At 41.7% G+C, this 17706-nt stretch carries 17 protein-coding genes; 4 read left to right on the top strand and 13 right to left on the bottom strand.

Annotated elements, in window-relative coordinates; genetic code table 11:
• Window positions 1-63: 63 nt before the first annotated feature.
• Together serS and V7K38_RS02455 are read right to left on the bottom strand one after the other, a co-directional pair.
• A complete protein-coding gene (serS, locus tag V7K38_RS02450; RefSeq protein ID WP_334855152.1) occupies window positions 64-1344 on the bottom strand; it encodes a serine--tRNA ligase in 1281 nt (426 codons plus the stop codon).
• A 108-nt stretch (window positions 1345-1452) separates the two neighbouring features.
• The gene (locus tag V7K38_RS02455; RefSeq protein ID WP_334855154.1) at window positions 1453-2031 is read right to left on the bottom strand and encodes a DUF3611 family protein; all 579 of its coding nucleotides are present in this window, start codon (window positions 2029-2031) and stop codon (window positions 1453-1455) included.
• An 890-nt stretch (window positions 2032-2921) separates the two neighbouring features.
• Between V7K38_RS02455 and V7K38_RS02460 the strand changes: the two genes are divergently transcribed.
• Window positions 2922-3269 carry a PadR family transcriptional regulator gene (locus V7K38_RS02460; RefSeq protein ID WP_334855155.1) on the top strand — a complete coding sequence of 116 codons (348 nt, stop codon included), beginning with the start codon at window positions 2922-2924 and terminating at the stop codon, window positions 3267-3269.
• 52 nt (window positions 3270-3321) lie between these two features.
• On the top strand, window positions 3322-3852 hold the full coding sequence (locus V7K38_RS02465; protein ID WP_334855156.1) for a cofactor assembly of complex C subunit B: 531 nt from the start codon (window positions 3322-3324) through the stop codon (window positions 3850-3852).
• A gap of 437 nt (window positions 3853-4289) precedes the next feature.
• On the opposite strand, the gene V7K38_RS02470 is transcribed toward V7K38_RS02465, so the two are convergent.
• Window positions 4290-4607 carry a DUF3155 domain-containing protein gene (locus V7K38_RS02470; protein WP_041566316.1) on the bottom strand — a complete coding sequence of 106 codons (318 nt, stop codon included), beginning with the start codon at window positions 4605-4607 and terminating at the stop codon, window positions 4290-4292.
• 286 nt (window positions 4608-4893) lie between these two features.
• Here V7K38_RS02470 and V7K38_RS02475 point away from each other — a divergent pair, with 286 nt between their 5' ends.
• On the top strand, window positions 4894-6240 hold the full coding sequence (locus V7K38_RS02475; RefSeq protein WP_334855158.1) for a GAF domain-containing sensor histidine kinase: 1347 nt from the start codon (window positions 4894-4896) through the stop codon (window positions 6238-6240).
• Between the two features lie 141 nt (window positions 6241-6381).
• Here V7K38_RS02475 and V7K38_RS02480 read toward each other — a convergent pair whose 3' ends face one another.
• The 4 genes from V7K38_RS02480 to V7K38_RS02495 form a co-directional block, all read right to left on the bottom strand.
• Window positions 6382-7623, bottom strand: coding sequence for an S-layer homology domain-containing protein (locus V7K38_RS02480; RefSeq protein WP_334855159.1), 1242 nt, complete (start codon window positions 7621-7623; stop codon window positions 6382-6384).
• Window positions 7624-7997: 374 nt separating this feature from the next.
• A complete protein-coding gene (locus V7K38_RS02485) occupies window positions 7998-8711 on the bottom strand; it encodes a conjugal transfer protein TrbI (RefSeq protein ID WP_334855161.1) in 714 nt (237 codons plus the stop codon).
• A 389-nt stretch (window positions 8712-9100) separates the two neighbouring features.
• Entirely contained in the window at window positions 9101-9529 is a 429-nt protein-coding gene (locus V7K38_RS02490) for an NACHT C-terminal helical domain 2-containing protein (RefSeq protein ID WP_334855162.1), read from the bottom strand.
• A 117-nt stretch (window positions 9530-9646) separates the two neighbouring features.
• Window positions 9647-11380: an NACHT domain-containing NTPase gene (locus V7K38_RS02495; protein WP_334855164.1), complete on the bottom strand. Its 1734-nt coding sequence runs from the start codon at window positions 11378-11380 to the stop codon at window positions 9647-9649.
• Window positions 11381-11542: 162 nt separating this feature from the next.
• Between V7K38_RS02495 and V7K38_RS02500 the strand changes: the two genes are divergently transcribed.
• On the top strand, window positions 11543-11740 hold the full coding sequence (locus V7K38_RS02500) for a hypothetical protein (RefSeq protein WP_334855165.1): 198 nt from the start codon (window positions 11543-11545) through the stop codon (window positions 11738-11740).
• 88 nt (window positions 11741-11828) lie between these two features.
• Here the strand turns inward: V7K38_RS02500 and V7K38_RS02505 are convergent, their stop codons facing one another.
• The 6 genes from V7K38_RS02505 to V7K38_RS02530 form a co-directional block, all read right to left on the bottom strand.
• Entirely contained in the window at window positions 11829-14015 is a 2187-nt protein-coding gene (locus V7K38_RS02505) for a tetratricopeptide repeat protein (RefSeq protein ID WP_334855167.1), read from the bottom strand.
• Between the two features lie 377 nt (window positions 14016-14392).
• Window positions 14393-14572 carry a photosystem II assembly protein Psb34 gene (gene psb34 / locus V7K38_RS02510; RefSeq protein WP_334855169.1) on the bottom strand — a complete coding sequence of 60 codons (180 nt, stop codon included), beginning with the start codon at window positions 14570-14572 and terminating at the stop codon, window positions 14393-14395.
• Between the two features lie 78 nt (window positions 14573-14650).
• Window positions 14651-14785: a hypothetical protein gene (locus tag V7K38_RS02515; protein WP_334855170.1), complete on the bottom strand. Its 135-nt coding sequence runs from the start codon at window positions 14783-14785 to the stop codon at window positions 14651-14653.
• 71 nt (window positions 14786-14856) lie between these two features.
• Complete coding sequence (gene thiO, locus V7K38_RS02520; RefSeq protein ID WP_334855173.1) at window positions 14857-16812, bottom strand: glycine oxidase ThiO; 1956 nt, start codon at window positions 16810-16812, stop codon at window positions 14857-14859.
• 113 nt (window positions 16813-16925) lie between these two features.
• Window positions 16926-17330, bottom strand: coding sequence for a hypothetical protein (locus tag V7K38_RS02525; protein ID WP_334855175.1), 405 nt, complete (start codon window positions 17328-17330; stop codon window positions 16926-16928).
• 16 nt (window positions 17331-17346) lie between these two features.
• Window positions 17347-17685, bottom strand: a complete 339-nt coding sequence (locus V7K38_RS02530) for a 2Fe-2S iron-sulfur cluster-binding protein (RefSeq protein ID WP_334855176.1) — start codon at window positions 17683-17685, stop codon at window positions 17347-17349.
• Between the last annotated feature and the right edge of the window lie 21 nt (window positions 17686-17706).

Below are 17706 nucleotides of genomic sequence, written 5' to 3' on the forward strand. Positions count from 1 at the left end.
TTCTAATTGGGTAATGGGCATTGGGCATGGGGCATTGGGCATGGGGCATTAGTAAAAGACAAATTACAATACTTCACGTCCCAAATAAGGTTGCAGTGCTTCTGGTATCCTCACCGTCCCATCAGGTTGTTGATAATTCTCTAAAATTGCTGCCATAGTCCTCCCCACAGCCAAACCCGAACCATTCAGGGTATGTACGAACTGAGTACCTTTCTTCCCCGCCTCCTTGAAGCGAATATCAGCCCGTCGCGCCTGGAAATCTATAGTATTGGAACAGCTAGAAATTTCGCGGTATTTGCCAGAAGAGGGCAACCAAACCTCTAAATCATAAGTTTTGGTAGAGGCAAATCCCAAATCTCCAGTACTTAAATTTACGACTCGATAAGGCAACCGCAACGCCTGTAAAATTGCTTCTGCATTCCCCACCAATTTTTCCAATTCATCAAAAGACGTACTTGGTTCGACAAATTTCACCATTTCCACCTTGTTGAACTGATGCAGGCGAATTAATCCCCGCATATCGCGCCCATAACTACCAGCTTCGCGGCGAAAACAGGGAGTAAAAGCGCAGTGGTAAATAGGCAAATCTTCAGCAGCGAGAATTTCACCCCGGTAGAGATTTGTAACTGGAACTTCCGCCGTAGGAATCAACCACAAATCATCATCAGCACATTTAAAGCTTTCTTCCGCAAACTTCGGTAACTGACCGGTCGCCGTCAAAGACTCGGTATTAACTAACAACGGCGGACTGACTTCCACATATCCAGCTTGAGTATGGAGAGTCAGCATAAATTGAATTAATGCCCTCTCCAATGCTGCACCAGCGCCCACCAAAGCCACAAAACGACTTTGGGCTACTTTTACAGCCCGTTCAACATTGAGAATACCTAGCTTTTCGCCTATTTCCCAGTGAGGGAGAATATTCGGATTTTTGGGAATGTACTCATCACCCCAACGGCGTACTTCTACGTTATCTTCTTCATTCTTACCAAGAGGTGTAGAGTCGCTTGGTAAATTGGGAAGCGCCAACACAAGTAGAGCAATTTGAGCTTTGAGGTCTTTTTCCTGGGGTTCCAGTTCGCTCAACGTCGCTTTCACAGAGTTACCTTCATCGCGCAAAGCTTGAATTTCTGGGTCTTGAGGATTAATGCCAGATTTAATCTTTTGCCCGACAATTTTACCGATTTCGTTGCTCCGAGCTTGGAGTTGACTGCGCGTCCCCTCTAGTTCCCGTTGTTGCCGATCTAACTGGAGAATCGGTTCAATGTCGTATTTACCACTACGACTATTCAAGCGTTCTTGAACTAATTGCGGATTTTCCCGTATTTGCTTAATATCCAGCACAAATTTTTCTCAGTTTCTAGCCTAAAATCTTCCTGTCAATACAGTTAACACATTAAGCATTTAGCATATAGTAATTTTGGTTTGGTGGGGCAACATTCTTATCGTCTACTAAGGTCGGTTAATGCGATTGAGTAGCCAAAGTGACGCTATAACCCCTGCAAAATGGGCTGATACAGTGTTGGTATTTGCCTGTACCACAAGCATATCTAGACCGCTAATAATGCGGGTAGGGTCAAAAAATTGTGTAGTTATAGCTTGGGGAGATATGGATCTTGCTACCAGTGTACCAACGATCGCCTGCGCCCCCAAAAGAGTCACCAGCGTTCCCCCTAAATTCACCCACAGCCCTAAGCGTAATACTTGCACTGTCTCGCTTTTCCGAGGGCGGTTAGTGGGATTGGAGGATTCCAATTGCTTGCCAATTCTAGTGTAACGGTAAGCTAAATAAATACCTCCACCCAAAATAACTAGTCCACAAATTGCTAAAAATACCCCAAAGCCAGTCCCAGGATTATTACTAGAACTACCAGTTCTTTGATTAAAGACGGCGAATAGCAACACAATTATGCTAGAAACAACGCCTAGTACTAGCTGAATCCAGAAGCTAATCCAACCTGTAAGGCGAAAGGTTTGGGCAATTGCCCGCAAAGAAGATGAAGATGATGGAGCATCGGGAGTCTGTGACATACTAATCACCAATGTGCTGGGCGCTTTCAAAAGACACAAAGACAAGAGTTTGAACTAAGGAAGTTTGAGATTGGAACTTCGGAGAATACAGAGAACTTTGTTGAGAGATATCGCACTTTGCGTTTTTGGCTCTCCTAAAACACTAATTCAGTCAGGACTAAGGCAAACAATAGCCTAAACACTAGATTTTCTTAGAGCAATTCATAAATTGCCCCTGAGCGCATATAGTTTTGCCTAAGTCTATCTAGTAACGAAGAACCTCTCCTCCCTCCTCCAGCCCTCCTCCCCTTTGAGTGAAAGGGGGGCTGGGGAGTTAGATTTTTGATTACTGAATCGATGCCCTAGTCTTTGCGTCTTCTTTGATAAATTTACTATCACATTTACCAAATTTGACAAGAGATTCTCTTGTCCGGCTAATCAGTAATGCTTATTACTTAAGTGTGTTCACGGTCGTAGCAGCTTTAAACTAGACATATCCCTTAGCTTAAGTTCTTATAGTTTGCATTGGGAAAATCACTGTAAAACAAAGTGTTTATTAAGTTCTACAGACAAAATTGCATTTTACCTGTAAAATTTCTTCGGTGGCATTTTATTGCTTAAGCAGTTCTAACTAGCTAGGCATCACTTAATACCAAGATAGTGACTTTGCCAATCTCTGTTCGCTCCTCACCACAACTTATCGAGCTTGGGTAAGGGTATATTTTTTCTGCCCTTAAAACTTGCAAACTCGTCTCACAACTTCACAGGCGTGGGTAATCATTTGGTATTTACGCTTTGGAAATTTAGTCTAAGTAGCATTATATAGGTTACTCACTTGGCAGTAGCACTGTATACTGACTACAAGGATTGTAGACCTTACCATAAGGCATTTTTTTAGCCATTCACTAACCATGAAACTTGAGGATATATATCAATTCTTTGAGAATCCTCCGCCAACTTACCTTTGTCAGGAAGTAGCAGTTTGCTACATACTGTCTGTTTTATTACAAGGTGAATCCTACGGAACCGAGTTGATTGAGCAATTAGAAACTGAATATCCAGCCTATAGACTTTCAGATACCGTACTTTATAGTGCAATCAAATTTCTGGAAGACCAAAAGGCAATCACTGGATATTGGAAGAAACTGGAAGGACGAGGAAGGCCCAGGCGGATGTACCAAGTTTCTCCAGAATGGCAAGTTAAAGCACAAGATTTAGCTTTTAAATGGCTTAACTACATCAACAGGAGGACAAAGTAACGAATAATTGATAATGAATAAGTCTCCTCCAGTCAAACACTAACAATCAGTTATGGATACTGCTATTCTGCCATCTACGTTCCTGCTAACCTTGTTGTTATCGGTTGGACTGTTTTTCTTTATTCGTGCCTCGACTAAAGACCGCATACAAACAGTGCAACTGTTATCTGAGCAAGACGAAGCTACTTTAATGTCTCAATTAAAAGAGTATTTTCGCTCCCGGTCTTATCGAGTGGCAGAGGTTGACCGAGAACAAAACAAAGTGACTTTTGAAGGGAATGTTCGCCCCAGTTGGTTCTTAGCTATATTTTTAACTCTGCTGGCAGCGACTGGGATTGTTTGTCTCTCACTAGTCGTATACCTACTTTTTCCTAACCTCAGTACTCCTATTCTGGCTATGGTACTGCTGTCGCCTTTAAGTGGTTTATTCTATTGGAAAAAATCTGGAAGACTTGAGAAGGTATCGCTCAAAGTAGAAACAACTCAGAGTAAACAAACCTCCTCAAGTAAGATCACTGTAGTTGGCCATCGAGATGAACTCAGTGAGTTACAGAGGACTCTACAGATCGAGGCTAGTGAATAATTGTTGGTTTTTTAAACTATGATATGCGGACTTCTGACCCGATCTAATCTTTAGGCGATGAAAAGTAGGAAGGAGGAAATCAAGACTTACGCTTTGTCAATTTTCCCCACGACACAGGTTGTGGGGAAAAATTTAAATTAATCTTAAATTAGTTGACAGAGCTTGGTTGACAGTTTTCCCTATGAGAGCGCAATTTCACTAGCGCTTTTGGAGGCGCTTGGCTCTATACTAGCTCCCTTCTATATCATGATACTAGTATCAACCCATGCAACATAGCGTGGTTTGAGACAAGTTTACTTTTCGACTACCTGGATTAGCTTTACTGACAAATCAGCTCCAAACTAAAAAAAAATTAAATTTTGCATAAACTTAGCAATTTTGCCAGTTAATGATAGTCAGGAGCCACATTCAATGCGTAAGATGACCATCTATATGGTTCACCGACTAGCTAAAGCAAGAGGTTCTTGACCAGGCGAAGGTTCTAACACCCTCAAGCTAGGAAACAAGAAGTGGTTTTCCTCTACGTATTGAGCACCAAACAGTCCCTTTTCTGCCCAGAAATAACGATCTGTGGTGTGTTCATTTCGCTTTACGAGTAGCAACGCTGGCGGCAAAATCCCTTCAGCTTGAATGAATCTTCTCGCTGCGGTCACAGGTTTTTCTTCACCACTTTCGATGCTATATTGAGGCACGTGTTCCAGAATCCTCCGTCCTTCTTGACGACGGCGACTTTTCCTTTTGCGTCTCCTTGCCAATCGATTGTCCTCCTCTTTCAAGCTATAGATTGTAGTTTTAGCTACAAAATCCGTCGCCATTATATAAGTTCTAGTTCAAAATATCAATAGTTTTTAACCTTTTCATGCAAGAAAGTTAACATCTTTGAAAATAGATAAAACAAAATCACCTAAGGAAATAATCCTTTGGTACAAACCATCCCTAAGAAGATTTTAGTTAAGCTTTATTGAATGAGTGAGGTAAAAATTAAGTATCCTCTCTTATCATCATGCCTCAAAATCTGTAATCTTGAGCAAGAGCTAAAAAATGTTAATGTCTGCCAGTTCCGATTTTATTGCTCTGTGTCGAGAGCAAATAGCGCTGCTAACCCAAGGGCTGGGAGCAACTTTAAGTATTGTGTACCTGACACAAGAATTGGTAGAGACTCCTTCTGGTGAGGCCAAACTGATTCCTGTGGTAATTTACCCAGAAACAGCATTATTACCGCCAGGAGAAGAGAGTGCTGAGACAACAGTACACAAGCAACTTCAAGTTGGAAATGTGTTGATATTACCCAACGATCGCAGAAGGTTATTGACAATAGGATCGGAATCTCCAACCTCGTCACAGCAGTCTGAGGCATCTCAACCCCATCTAAAAGAGGAATACCTTTTTAGTGGCAACCAAATTGTTTTACCTCTGGTCTATGAGGGTGTGATGATGGGGTTACTGGTGACGGGTAGGCAAGATCGAACATGGAATGAACACGAGGAAAGTCAGATTCAAAGGATAGCCCAAACATTAGCGATCGCTTGTATTTTAGATCAACGGCGGGCATGGTTTGAGCAGCAGTTGCATGAGCAACAAATTCTCCAAGAGAAGCAGAGGGATTTACTGGATAATCTATTGCATCAGTTTCGTAACCCATTAACGGCATTGCGAACTTTTGGGAAACTGCTATTGAAAAGGTTGCGTCCAGGAGAGGCCAACCGAGATGTGGCAAATAGTATTGTGCGGGAAAGCGATCGCCTTAAAGAATTACTGCAACAATTCGATCAAGTAATTGACTTGACAGAGGAAGATTTAGCACCGCTACATCTGCCCGAACATGAAGTATTTGTGGAAGCAACCATCCAAAAATCCGCTAAACCGCCGCTATTATTGCCGGGAACAGGAGATAAAGCAGTTGACTGTTCGTTAGCAGATATATTAGAACCATTATTAATATCAGCTAAAGCGATCGCCCAAGAGCGAAAGCTAAAAATAATAACTGAAATTCAACAGAATTCACCCCTAGTACGTGCCAACGTCAAAGCATTACGAGAGGCTTTAACTAACATCATCGATAATGCCTTGAAATACACTCCTACTGGTGGCAAAATTTTGATTCAGGCGGGACAAGAAAAAGCTAATTTTCAAGGAATTATCATCAGTGACAACGGGCCTGGTATTCCACCCGAAGATTTAGAACATCTTGGAGAACGGCATTATCGGGGTGTACAAGCGCAAACAGAAATCCCTGGCACAGGTTTAGGGTTAGCGATCGCCAAACAATTAATAGAACTTATGCAGGGCGAAATCGAGGTTTTCAGCCCTGCAATCAACTCTCAGCTAACTTCACCTAATGCACCAGGGACTACATTTATTATTTGGTTGCCAGAAGTTCAAAATTAGTTAGTCATTTGTCCTTTGTCATAATGGCTAATAACTGAATTTAAAAGTTGGTCATTTTTCCTTTATAAATACTAATGACCAATGCCCAATGACTAATGCCCAATGACCAATGACTAATGCCCAATGACCAATGACTAATGACTATCTTAGTGAAACCAATAAGTTTTGATTGATTGTCATTTGTAAATCGGTATTTGGGTCAATTGCCACTAAGTCAACACTATTCTTACCGAAGAATAGACCAACCAACGCACCGATACCAGCACCACCCAAGACTTCTTCTGTGGCGATGGCGCGATCGCCTGTCACCGCAGATACCGCAGTTGCTGCACCTGCGCCCAATACAGTATCCTTGATAATTGAACCAATGCTAGTACCCTTCTTCACGGTTTCAGTTTTGGTAATCACTTCCGAAGTAGCGTTAAGTTGATACTCTTGACCATTGGTCAAAACCAATTTTTGGGCAACGAATTGAGAACCGCCTGTAGCAGGCTTTAGTTGACCAATAACTTGACTACCAGCCGGAATCACTACAGATCCGTCTTGTGTCACCACGTTTTGGGATACTGTCAATGTCAAAGGCGCTATTTCATCCTTTGTAACCAGAATTTTTTCTGCCTTGTCATACTTCACAGGAATAGCAGTCCCTTGAGAAATTGTGACTGATACAGGTGTTGGAGTAGTAGACCCGACAGCTACAACATAAGGAGAGTTAATTGCTGAGGCTTGGTTAGAACTAACCAATGCTTGGTAGATAAAAGCTGCTACCTGAGCGCGAGTGGCGGTTGCAGTTGGATTCAGGAACTTCACATTAGGATAATTTACAACGATTTGCTTTTCAGTTGCGGCTGCGATCGGGCTACGGGCATAGCTAGCGATGTTAGAAGCATCGTTGAAGTATTGCAGAGTGCTTTCGGTATTGCCACCAGGAGTATATTCCAGACCGTTAGCGAGGGAAACTAAAACCTGCTGGCGGGGAATAGCTTGGTTAGGTTCAAAGCGATTACCGGGATATCCAGATAAGAAACCAATGGTATAAGCTTGTTGAATGGCGCTTGATGCCCAATAATTGCTAGGCACATCAGCAAAATTAATTGGCGATCGCTGCTGTGATTTTTGGAAAGCTTTGTTGACCATAGCGGCAAATTGAGCGCGTGTCACCGCTTCTTCAGGACGGAAAGTCCCATCAGGAAATCCGGCAATTACACCTCGCTGTGATAATTGTTGAATAAATTGTGATGCCCAATAATTAGATGAAACATCAGAAAAAGTAGTTTGAGCTAAAGATGGTGAAGCTGTAATAAAAGGCGCTACAGTGCCGACTGTGAGGCTTAAAGCCATGAGTGCAGCTGTTCTAGATTGGAAACGATTTAAAGTAAACATTAGTTTTTAACTCCGGTACAATTATTTTTATTACTATTAATCAATTAGACATTAATTAAAGTACTAGGTTCCCATTATTTTCTGCTTTTGTAAAAAGCATTACTTTTGTCATAGAGTAAAATCAGATAGTCAAAATTGGAGGAAACCTATCAATATAGATCACACTAATTAATAGTGTAATCAGCCTTTTAACGATGAATGCTATTAAATAAGTATTTCCAAAAACATGAATGTCTAGCAAGACGATATAGAGATAGAATAGTTGCTAGAAAATAGCTTCTTTAGGGTTAAAATTGAAAGCGATCGCACACTATAGTTAAAGTGGCGATCGCCTATTAGAGGTGATTAAATTCACGACTTGAATTGAGTTAAATCTAGTAGCGGGATGATGGTACTAAATTCAAGTTAGAATTCAGTGTGAGTCTTAAATCCTGTGCAGGTCTGAGGACAAAAGCATTTCCTTGTTTTTTGCGTAATAGCACACTTGCACCTGCACCCGCAGCCCCACCGAGAACAGGTTTTAAATCGTCAATTCTGCGGTTTCCAGTCACTAGTGAACCTAAAAGACCAGCACCCGCACCAATAGCTGCATCAGTTAAAACCTGATTTGTGCTAGGCCCCTGTGAAACTTTTTGAGTTGTGGTGTATGTCCGAGAACTTGCATTAATCGATAGACGTTGACCATTAGAAAATTCTAATTCTTTAGCTACAAATCGCACGCCTTTTCCTTTGTTATCATCTGTATCTCTTGAATAGCTATCTAAGTCAACAGATTCTAGCCGTCCAATTACTTTAGTACCAGCACGAATCAAGACATTTTTATTCCTGTCGATAATGTCATTAGCTATTCTCAAGGTTAGAGATTTACTTTCCCCAGGAGCAATAGTAATTGTCTCTTTCTCGTACTCAACAGGAAGAGTAACCCCAGATGGAATGGTAGTGTTTCCATATTGACTATTTCTGTCTTGTCCAATTCTGTATTGTGCATTAGCAGGAGCCAAGCCTAATAGGGGGCTAGCGATGCTTGCAGTAACAGCTATTGCCATAAATGCAGCAGTTCCAGATTTCCATTGATGTAGGCGAGTCATAAGAGGGCTATCCTTTGTGTATGTGATGTATTTAATGACGATGATTCACTGAGTTTGTTTCTGACTGTTTTTGAACCTGTCTATAAGCGTATTCCGAAGATAAAAGTACTTATTATGATGGGGAGTTTGTGCAATCGCGATCGCACCTGATAACTTGTATCCTGCGAATGTGCGTCACTAAAACCAGAGGCAAGACATTTATGCGACGTAAATGGGGATCGTTTTGTTCCCAAATGCTGTTTTATTACTTATGTTCACATATCTAAGCCATTGAATAGAGGCGAATGGGCTAACTGCGAACTCTTACTTCTATTCTAGATTGATTTGCTAGGATTTGGAAAATATTTTCGCTTTCTTAACAAATAATTCACTATCTGTTATATGGGTATTTAAGATTGCTGCTGACGCTGTTTAATCTCTGCGATCGGTAATAACAAAGTATCTTCTATTTGCTGTCGCACTTCACTACTGACATAACAATCACTATGTAGACACTCTATCAGTAATTCATTAGCTTCGTAATACTGCTGAAGCAATTCTTTTTGCTGTTTACTGAACTGCCAATCATGACCAATGTTGCGATACTCAGTAATCAAACTTCTGAAATTTTCAGTCCAAACTGAAAGTTTCTCTTCTTGCCACTTATTAAAGCAGATTTGGTCTTTCCAATCTGGTATTTGCTTTTCGAGTTTTCGTAATGATTGTTGCAGTTCAGAATCAATATCAACACCAGCAATAATAGGAACAATAAAGTCAGGGTCAATACCGTCATCAAGAGCATGAGCAAGAGTGGTAGCAAAACAGAAATCAATAGTCAAGTCAGCAGAGTTGAGTTCTAATTCTCCTTCAAAAATAAAAGTAGAATCGAGGTTAAAAGCAAGAAGCGGATAAAAATCTAGATCAGGAGCATGTTTGGAGGCAGGAGCAAGAGTAAGTCAAAGGTAAAAGGCTCGAAGTGCTTCTAGCTTGTAGAGAACCTCAACTGAAAGAGATTTCTGGTTAACCCACTTTAAAAATTGCTGCAATTTCTCATCAGCAGCAAAAAGCGAATCAATTTTCTCTTTAATTAAAAGTAACAAAAAATCTGCAATTGACGACATTCCAACTGCAAGTAAAAAAACTTCCCGCCAGCGTTTTTCAAGGATGTGGCTAACAAGATTTTGCAGTTCTTCCTCTGAAGATTGTCTCACAACTACAAATTCTCTAGCTGTGAAATACTCATGAAATGTTAGGTGAGAAAATGAGTAAATTCCTTTTGCTCTTGCTACAACTAGTCCATGATGATGTTCAATTGAACGCAAAACTTGCTCACTATCAAGTTGCAATGCTTCTTCGTCAGTATTGGCACCGGGTAAATTGCGGATGTATTCTGTAATGTATTGTTCTGCTACTTTTTGCTTGAAGAAATATTCACTCCCCTCAAAGGTAGTCAACGCCATTTTGCTGAGTAAATCTTCTTTGCGTTGGACTGATAGCTTTTTGTAAATCTGATCGCGTTGAATTCCCCGCTTGGCATCCCATTTTTTCAATAACGCATCCAGTCCTTCTTTATATAACTCAGAACGATTTGCAGGAAAATCTCCTGACTCTTCAAATGCTAAACAAAGTAATGTCAGCAGTAACGGACTTGCAGCAAGTTCTTTGATCCGGTTATTTTCTTCCAGACGTTTGATAAAAATCTCTGGTTTTACAGCTTTATCCTTAAACCACTTATTGGTAAAGTTTAAAATTTGGTCATTGTCAAAATCAGCAACTTCCACCTCTGTAAACTTTTCAAAGGTATACTCCTTTGCTGCAATCCGGCAGGTCATGACAAACTGATTTTTTGGGAAATTGCCAGAAATTTCACGAATTGCCTTTAATACACGGTCACTATCCTCTTCTCTAACCTCATCTAACCCATCAAGTAAAACTAATGCTTTGCCATTTGTTAGTACATCTCGGATAGAAGAGATAGGATTTATCGTCTCTTCAGCGATGTATTGTAATAATCCAGGTTTGTTTGCAGCTTCCGCAAAGTTTTTGAGGGTGACAAAAATCGCTACACGTTCAGCCTGAAACTCACCTGCAATACACTGAATCGCCAAATACTTCAGAAATGTGGTTTTACCTGCTCCTGGTTTACCCAAAATCATCAGTTTGGAATATTTCTTAACTGCTTCCAGTCCTGGCAGTCGTTTTGCAGTGATTCTATTAAGTCCAAAGAGGTCAAAATCCTGGCTGCTACAGTGTTGTAAGAAGTCATCAATTCCTAACCTTTGCTGTCCAGTGATTTTCTCTAATATATTGACGCTGGTGTAAATGTCATTCAACCCGATGGGTTGAGTCATATCTAGCACTCGCATTGTGCCGCAAAGTTCTTGGATGAGGGGTTTTATCTTTTCACGTATCTCTTGCACGATCGCATCAATATCAATCCTGTTATCCTGGTTTAACTCTGGTTCAGTCGCAGGTTCAGCAACTATTTCTTCCCACTCTAGGTCTAGCCTGTCGCAAATCTGGACAAACAGGTTGCGGTCAACAGGCTTACCTGTAAAGAATTTTCCGATCGGCTGTCGAGTAATTCCTAAATTTTCAGCTAATGCCTTTTGAGTTAAGGAATAACGAATTAAAGCTCTTTTTGCTTTTTGGATACCTTCTGGAGAAGAGGAAAGCGATCGCCCGGACATAACCTAACCACTACACTTTTGCTGATTCTAACTGTCAAATTGGCAATTCATGCTCATCGCATACATAAGTCATTCATATCACAAGCCTGTATTTAAGCCTACAACAACCACCCGCCTGTAAAGCTAGAGATGTAGTGATTAAAACGATTTGGGAGTCGGTAAATGTTATCCAAGAAATTTCCTTCAAGAGATGAAGTACTGGCTGTTGTAACGCTGATTATGGTGATTGGTTCTCTCACACTTGCAGTTGTCGACGAAAAGAGTCGCCCTCAATTTCTCGATTTAACAAAATTTGCTGTTGGTACGTATATTGGATTGTTGATACCTCGGTCTAGGTCAAGCGATCGCGATCGCAATTAACTAATCCAAGCCTCTAATAGCCACATAAGCATACAAACGAAACCCGCGCTGGCGGGTTTTAATTGATATCAAGTTAATCCTCAATACCTTATAACTTGGACAAAATATCTGGCAACAACTGACTAGGAACTTTAGATAAAGCCAGATTTTGCCCCTGTATCCCTAATTCATTATGAAAAGCGCGAATAGTTTTCACCACATAAGTGAAAGTTGTTTGATAAGCTTCTGATTGTTTGCTCAATGCGTTTAAGGCTTGCAAATGATAGTCTAAGGCTACTTCTAGGTGTTGAGAACGTGTTGCTTTATCACCATTAAACGACTTATCTATTACTAGCTGATAATGTGCCAGTCCCAGGTTATTATAAGAGGCTAGTAAATCAAAGCTTAAAGGAGCGCCGCTCAAAGAGTGAGCTAAGGATATGGCCTCTTCGTAAGCGCTGATGCATAGTTGCAAATACTTTTGCCGTGCCTCTTTAGTTGTCTGAGATAAGTTTGCTAGATGCCAGTAGGCAGTACCGAGATTATTTTGTGTTGCGGCGCAGGCGCTAGGGACATTAGCTGGAGTGCGATACTTAAGAGCTTTGTTATAGACATTTATCGCTAGCTGGAGATTTTGGACTGGTTGCTCATATTGTGCCAGATTCCAGCAGGCAGTACCGATGTTGTTTTGAATCATGCCATACTTAAGCGGCTCCTCTTTGGGGTTGTAGTGTACGAGTGCTTCGTTGTAAGCTGCGATCGCTTTCTTTAAATGCACAATCGGTTGATTGTATTGTCCTAGATGCCAGTAAGCAGTACCCAAATTGTTCTGACAAGCCGCATACTTTAATGAATCCATATCGGCTGTACGGTAGCTGAGTGCTTCATTGTAAGCTAATATTGCTTGTTGCCAATTTTCAGATGGGTGAGAAAAACGAGCTAAATCACCATAAGCCGTCCCCAAATTATTTTGTACACGAGCATAAGTTTCCCGATGCGTCTGCGGTGAGATCATCTTTAACGCCAACAGATAAAATTCTATTGCCTGCTCTACATAAGTTTGTCCCTCCTCAGAATTGGGTGGTGTGCGGTATAGCATCCAGTAGAGTGTACCCAAATCATTTAATATACCTGGAAGTTGTGGTGAGCTTTCGTCATAGCTAATAGCCTCTTGATAGGCAATAATTGCCACCATCAGGTTTTCGAGGGTTGACTCTCCTTGCTCAATGCGAAGGCGATATAAACTGCCCAAGCGATGATAAGCTTCTGCCAGTATCTCCCCTGAAACTTGCTTTTCGTGTAATTTTTCAATCTCTAACAAAATCTGCTGTGGTTGTAAATAATCCTCAGCATTTTGATTAATACTTGTGTTGATTGTTGCTATTACTAGCTCTGTTAACTCGCTACTAACATAAGATAAAGACGACAGTGATTGATTATTATTATTGCCACTACCAGACCGATTAGTAGATTCCTGTTGTTGTGGCGTAGCTTTTTGGGTTTTATCTACACCATTCCCTTGTATCTCTGTTGGAAAATCGGAATTCTTCTCAAACTTGAACTCAGTCGCTGCCGTTCTGAGTTCTGCTTGCTTAACTGATTCATCTAGAATCGACTGCTCAATATTCTCTAAATCTAAGCTTTTGGAACTAGAAAAACGCTCTGGATAGCCTGCATTTTGAGTTGCAGGTGTGGGTTCTCCAGCAAACACAAATACACCAGTCCGGCAACGCCAAAACTGTGGTGCTGATTGCTTGATGGCAGATAACCAAGGACGCGGTATCCACAACAGCAAGTTAGATTCTAGGAATCGACCGGATTCTTGTGTAGAGAAAAATTGTTCGCTTAAACGAAGATAGTGTAAAAATAAACGCTGTGTTGCTACTGTTTGTTTGGTGAGATGTTCCACACCTACAATCTGAAATGCTGGTACTGGAAAAGGTCTTCCAGGGGTATCTTTTGAGCCTCCAACGGTTGGCGGTGGATAATTAGCTAACCATTGATTTATCTGAACTATGGGATTGGGATCGTTTAAATTCAAACGCAACGTGACTAATCGTGGATAAGCTGGAGTACTATTTTCTTGGGCATTTGATGGCTGATATAGCACTTGTCCCACAGGATAAGCTAATGTAGAATGCAAACGAGCCGCTACTTGATTTCTTAAGTGTAAATCATCACATACTGCTAAAAAAAGTTGTCGTCGTAAGCCAAGACTTAGGGCAAGCTTTAGGCGGTGATATACTTGCCGATTCCAATTAGAATTATTGTTGTGTGCAGTATCATTCACGCTCATAGCGGCTAAAGAGCCAAAACACAGTACATATCAACATTTTGGGTGCATCAAAAGAGGCTAAAGTAATACAGCAGTTTTATTTTGCATCAAGAACAAAGCGGCGGGTTTTGAGGCAGGAGGCAGAAATTCTTAATATGTGATTTTGAGTCCTGTATTTTATAGCTCACTTATTTGCAAACTGCTGTAATAAAAATAATTTTTAAGTAGATATTGCGCTGCCCAGAATAAATTAACCCTTCAAGTCTAAGAGAAAAAAGTATAATTATATACTTAAATGGCTAGTTCAATTTTAACAAAAAATAAAAAAGCAGGCCCCTCTTAAAATCGGAACCTGAAAAACTATAAAGAAGATGAAATTTTATTAAAATATTTTACGATTAACTGCTCTTAGAAACAAAGAAGGCGACTAGAATTAAGCCGACAACCAAAGCTGTAGCGGCTGTTCCTAGTATGAGATAAGTTCGTTTTTGCCCTTCTGTGGGAGGTTCTGCTTGATAAATCTTTGGCTCCCGGGCAAAATTATTTAGAAGGCCGCCTTCTTCATTGGTATAGGGCATGAATTAATTCCTTTATCTTTATGGTTCATTTAATGTTACATAAATGATAAATCCGCTCTAAAACTGCTAGACAAATCGTTACATTGGGGATTGGGGATTGGGGATTGGGGATTGGGGATTGGGGATTGGGGATTGGGGATTGGGGATTGGGGATTGAGTACTTGTACTGAGCGTTGCCGTTGGCGCAGTCTCTCGCAGAGAAGTATTGAGCATTGGTTATTCACCTTGTCTCTCTTGTTCGTATATTCCCCATGCCCCATGCCCCATGCCCCATGCCCAATTCCCTAATTAGTAATCGTCCCAGTGAGAGGAGAACTAGGACTGGCATAATCTTTGATGGGCATCCTGCCAGCAAGGTATGCTAGACGGCCGGCGACTGCTGCTAAATTCATGGCACGGGCCATTGCTGCTGGGTTTGCAGAAAGAGCGATCGCACTATTAATCAACAAGGCATCTGCTCCCAATTCCATTGCTTGGGCGGCTTCTGAGGGTGAACCAATACCAGCATCTACCACCACAGGCACACCTGCATTTTCGATGATAATTTGGATATTGGCGGTTGTTTTTAGCCCTTGTCCAGAACCAATTGGGGATGCCAAAGGCATTACCGTCGCGCAGCCTACTTCTTCTAAACGCTTGGCTAACATGGGGTCAGCGTTTATATAGGGCAATACTGCAAAGCCTTCTTTAACTAATTGTTCTGCGGCTTGCAGCGTCCCAATTGGATCTGGGAGTAAATACTTAAGATCGGGTATTACTTCTAACTTAACAAAGTTATTATCTTCTTGCCCTAGCAATTTCGCCATTTCTCGCCCCAAACGCGCTACCCGAATTGCCTCTTCAGCAGTTTGGCAACCTGCGGTATTGGGTAACATCCAAATTTTTGTCCAATCTAAGGCTTCAGCTAAACCTTCATGTCCGGGGGCTTTAGTTTGTACCCGTCGTACAGCTACGGTGACAATTTGGCAATCACTAGCGGCGACGCTTTGCTGCATTTCTTCGATGCTGCGATACTTACCAGTTCCCGTCATTAAGCGAGATTGAAAGGTTTTGCCAGCAATAATTAGCGGAGAATCTTGAATGGGGAGGGTGGATATCGCAGGACGATTCCCGTTGGAGAAATTGGCAGAGTTAGTCAGCATTGGGGTGGAAGTAGATGGCTGGGATTGGAAGCGGGAATAGTGAAAATCAGCAAGTATAGAATCCGGCTTTTGTTCTAAGATTAAATCGGCAATCAATACGGCTGTTACGGGTGTAAGTAGAATCCCGTTACGGTAATGACCTGTAGCAAGGGTTAAATTTTGACAGTGGCTAGTGCCAAGGATCGGTAATTCATCGGGGGTGGTTGGGCGAAATCCCCACCAGAAATCTTGGATGGGATAATGCTTTAATTGGGGATATAGTCGGATGGCAGCTTGTAATAATGTTTGAATGCCGTCTGGGGTGTTGTTGGGGGTGAAGCCAACGTCTTCGCTTGTTGCCCCGATAATTAGGCGATCGCGTCTTGGTACGATGTAAATATTCTGCCCAAACAAAACCCGCTTCAAAGGTAAGTCTGACGCAAATTCTGGTATCCGCACACTAAGCATTTGGCCTTTTCTGGGTAGCACAGGTAGCGGTAATAACTCATTTGACCAAGCACCGGAAGCTAAAACATAGTGGGCGGCGCGAATTATTCCAGCATTGGTTTGTACGCCAACTACTTGTCCTTGCTGCTGTAAAAATCCTTCTACTGTAATACCGTCTTTGAGTTCAACACCAATAGACTCAGCCGCCGTCCTCAATACGTGAGCTAGAGCCTTATTATCAACTTGTGCATCTTCAGGATACCACCAGCCACCAACTACCTCGTCCCCCAACCCTGGTTGATATTGATGAATTGCCTCTTTATTTAACCAGTAAGCTGGGGATAAGGGAGAAAGACTTTCCCCCCTGCCCCCTGCCTCTTCAAAGACGGGTGCGAGGATACCACAGGGACGGTAGCCAGTATTTAAACCGGTTAGTTCTTCTAGTTTGCGCGTCCAGTCGGGATATAAAGCACGCGATCGCAAACACAATGAACGCATTGCCCCATTTGTGATGTTTTCCGCGTCTGGTGCTAACATCCCGGCGGCGGCGTGGGTAGCGGCAGATTGAAAGTCACGACAAAGCACGGTGACATTTGTCCCGCGCAGTTTTAGTTCAACAGCGATCGCTAAACCAATAACGCCGCCACCAATAATTACGATCTCACTAGTCATTTGTCATTAGTCATTTGTCATTAGCCACTTATCATTAGTACATAACTAATAACTCATAACTAATTTACTCATAACTTATAACTTATAACTCGTAACTAAAGACGGATATATCCTTACCACAAGGCACGAATTGGTTCGTTGCTTTGATTAGCATCGCTAGATGTCGTGTTTTCGGAACTATTTGTATTGCCGTCTGTTGTACTGTCAGCAGGTGATGTTGAGTCATCAGAAGGATTTTGAGCAACGCTGCTTCTGTTGTCAGGTCTTGGAGCTACAATGCTGCGTTTATTTTCGTTTGTTTGGGTTGTTTCGGTTGTTTCATTTCCTTCCGTTGCAGTTTCTTCATTCTTACTGCCAGCACTGCTATTAACATTGATATTAGCTGGCAGGACTTTTGCTGCTTTACCACCGGGAGCGTTAGCGGTTTGTACGCCCATAGGAAAATTAATGCCTAGTAATGTACCAAGCAAAATGGCTAAACCTCCAGCCATTAGAATTAAGGGTGTCCATCTACCCATCTTGTCTTACTCCTTTTTAACCTTTTGGTGTCCACACTATCCGAGAACCTTGTCCCCAAAATCCATCAAACTTTGTCACTTTCACATCGCCTAAAACCTTAGTTTGGCAGGCTAAACGCAATTCTGTTGTGGGAGAATGGGGTGTCAGCGAACGCCGCGATCGATCGCGCCAATTCGCTGCTGATACTTCGCCCTCTACCTTAACCGCACAGGTTCCACAACTGCCAATGCCCCGACAGTTTATTACCTTAGCACCGTCATTGTAGAGGTTAATAGCATTTTGCAGCAAAATTGTTCGGAGATTGCTGCCACTTAGGCACTCAATTGTTTTACCTTCAGCTAGTACTTTAGGCATTTTTAAACTGTCAAACAGGCT

The sequence above is a fragment of the Nostoc sp. genome (assembly GCF_036917465.1).
In the GTDB taxonomy this organism is placed as follows: Bacteria; Cyanobacteriota; Cyanobacteriia; order Cyanobacteriales; family Nostocaceae; genus Nostoc.

What these genes read in the sequence shown, in the direction of transcription:
- V7K38_RS02495 (WP_334855164.1), bottom strand. Translation starts at nt 11,380, where the DNA reads ATGTCCGGGCGATCGCTTTCCTCTTCTCCAGAAGGTATCCAAAAAGCA.
- V7K38_RS02475 (WP_334855158.1), top strand. Translation starts at nt 4,894, where the DNA reads ATGTTAATGTCTGCCAGTTCCGATTTTATTGCTCTGTGTCGAGAGCAA.
- psb34 (WP_334855169.1), bottom strand. Translation starts at nt 14,572, where the DNA reads ATGCCCTATACCAATGAAGAAGGCGGCCTTCTAAATAATTTTGCCCGG.
- V7K38_RS02465 (WP_334855156.1), top strand. Translation starts at nt 3,322, where the DNA reads ATGGATACTGCTATTCTGCCATCTACGTTCCTGCTAACCTTGTTGTTA.
- V7K38_RS02525 (WP_334855175.1), bottom strand. Translation starts at nt 17,330, where the DNA reads ATGGGTAGATGGACACCCTTAATTCTAATGGCTGGAGGTTTAGCCATT.
- V7K38_RS02515 (WP_334855170.1), bottom strand. Translation starts at nt 14,785, where the DNA reads ATGCTCAATACTTCTCTGCGAGAGACTGCGCCAACGGCAACGCTCAGT.
- thiO (WP_334855173.1), bottom strand. Translation starts at nt 16,812, where the DNA reads ATGACTAGTGAGATCGTAATTATTGGTGGCGGCGTTATTGGTTTAGCG.
- V7K38_RS02460 (WP_334855155.1), top strand. Translation starts at nt 2,922, where the DNA reads ATGAAACTTGAGGATATATATCAATTCTTTGAGAATCCTCCGCCAACT.
- V7K38_RS02480 (WP_334855159.1), bottom strand. Translation starts at nt 7,623, where the DNA reads ATGTTTACTTTAAATCGTTTCCAATCTAGAACAGCTGCACTCATGGCT.
- V7K38_RS02500 (WP_334855165.1), top strand. Translation starts at nt 11,543, where the DNA reads ATGTTATCCAAGAAATTTCCTTCAAGAGATGAAGTACTGGCTGTTGTA.
- V7K38_RS02485 (WP_334855161.1), bottom strand. Translation starts at nt 8,711, where the DNA reads ATGACTCGCCTACATCAATGGAAATCTGGAACTGCTGCATTTATGGCA.
- V7K38_RS02530 (WP_334855176.1), bottom strand. Translation starts at nt 17,685, where the DNA reads ATGCCTAAAGTACTAGCTGAAGGTAAAACAATTGAGTGCCTAAGTGGC.
- V7K38_RS02505 (WP_334855167.1), bottom strand. Translation starts at nt 14,015, where the DNA reads ATGAGCGTGAATGATACTGCACACAACAATAATTCTAATTGGAATCGG.
- V7K38_RS02455 (WP_334855154.1), bottom strand. Translation starts at nt 2,031, where the DNA reads ATGTCACAGACTCCCGATGCTCCATCATCTTCATCTTCTTTGCGGGCA.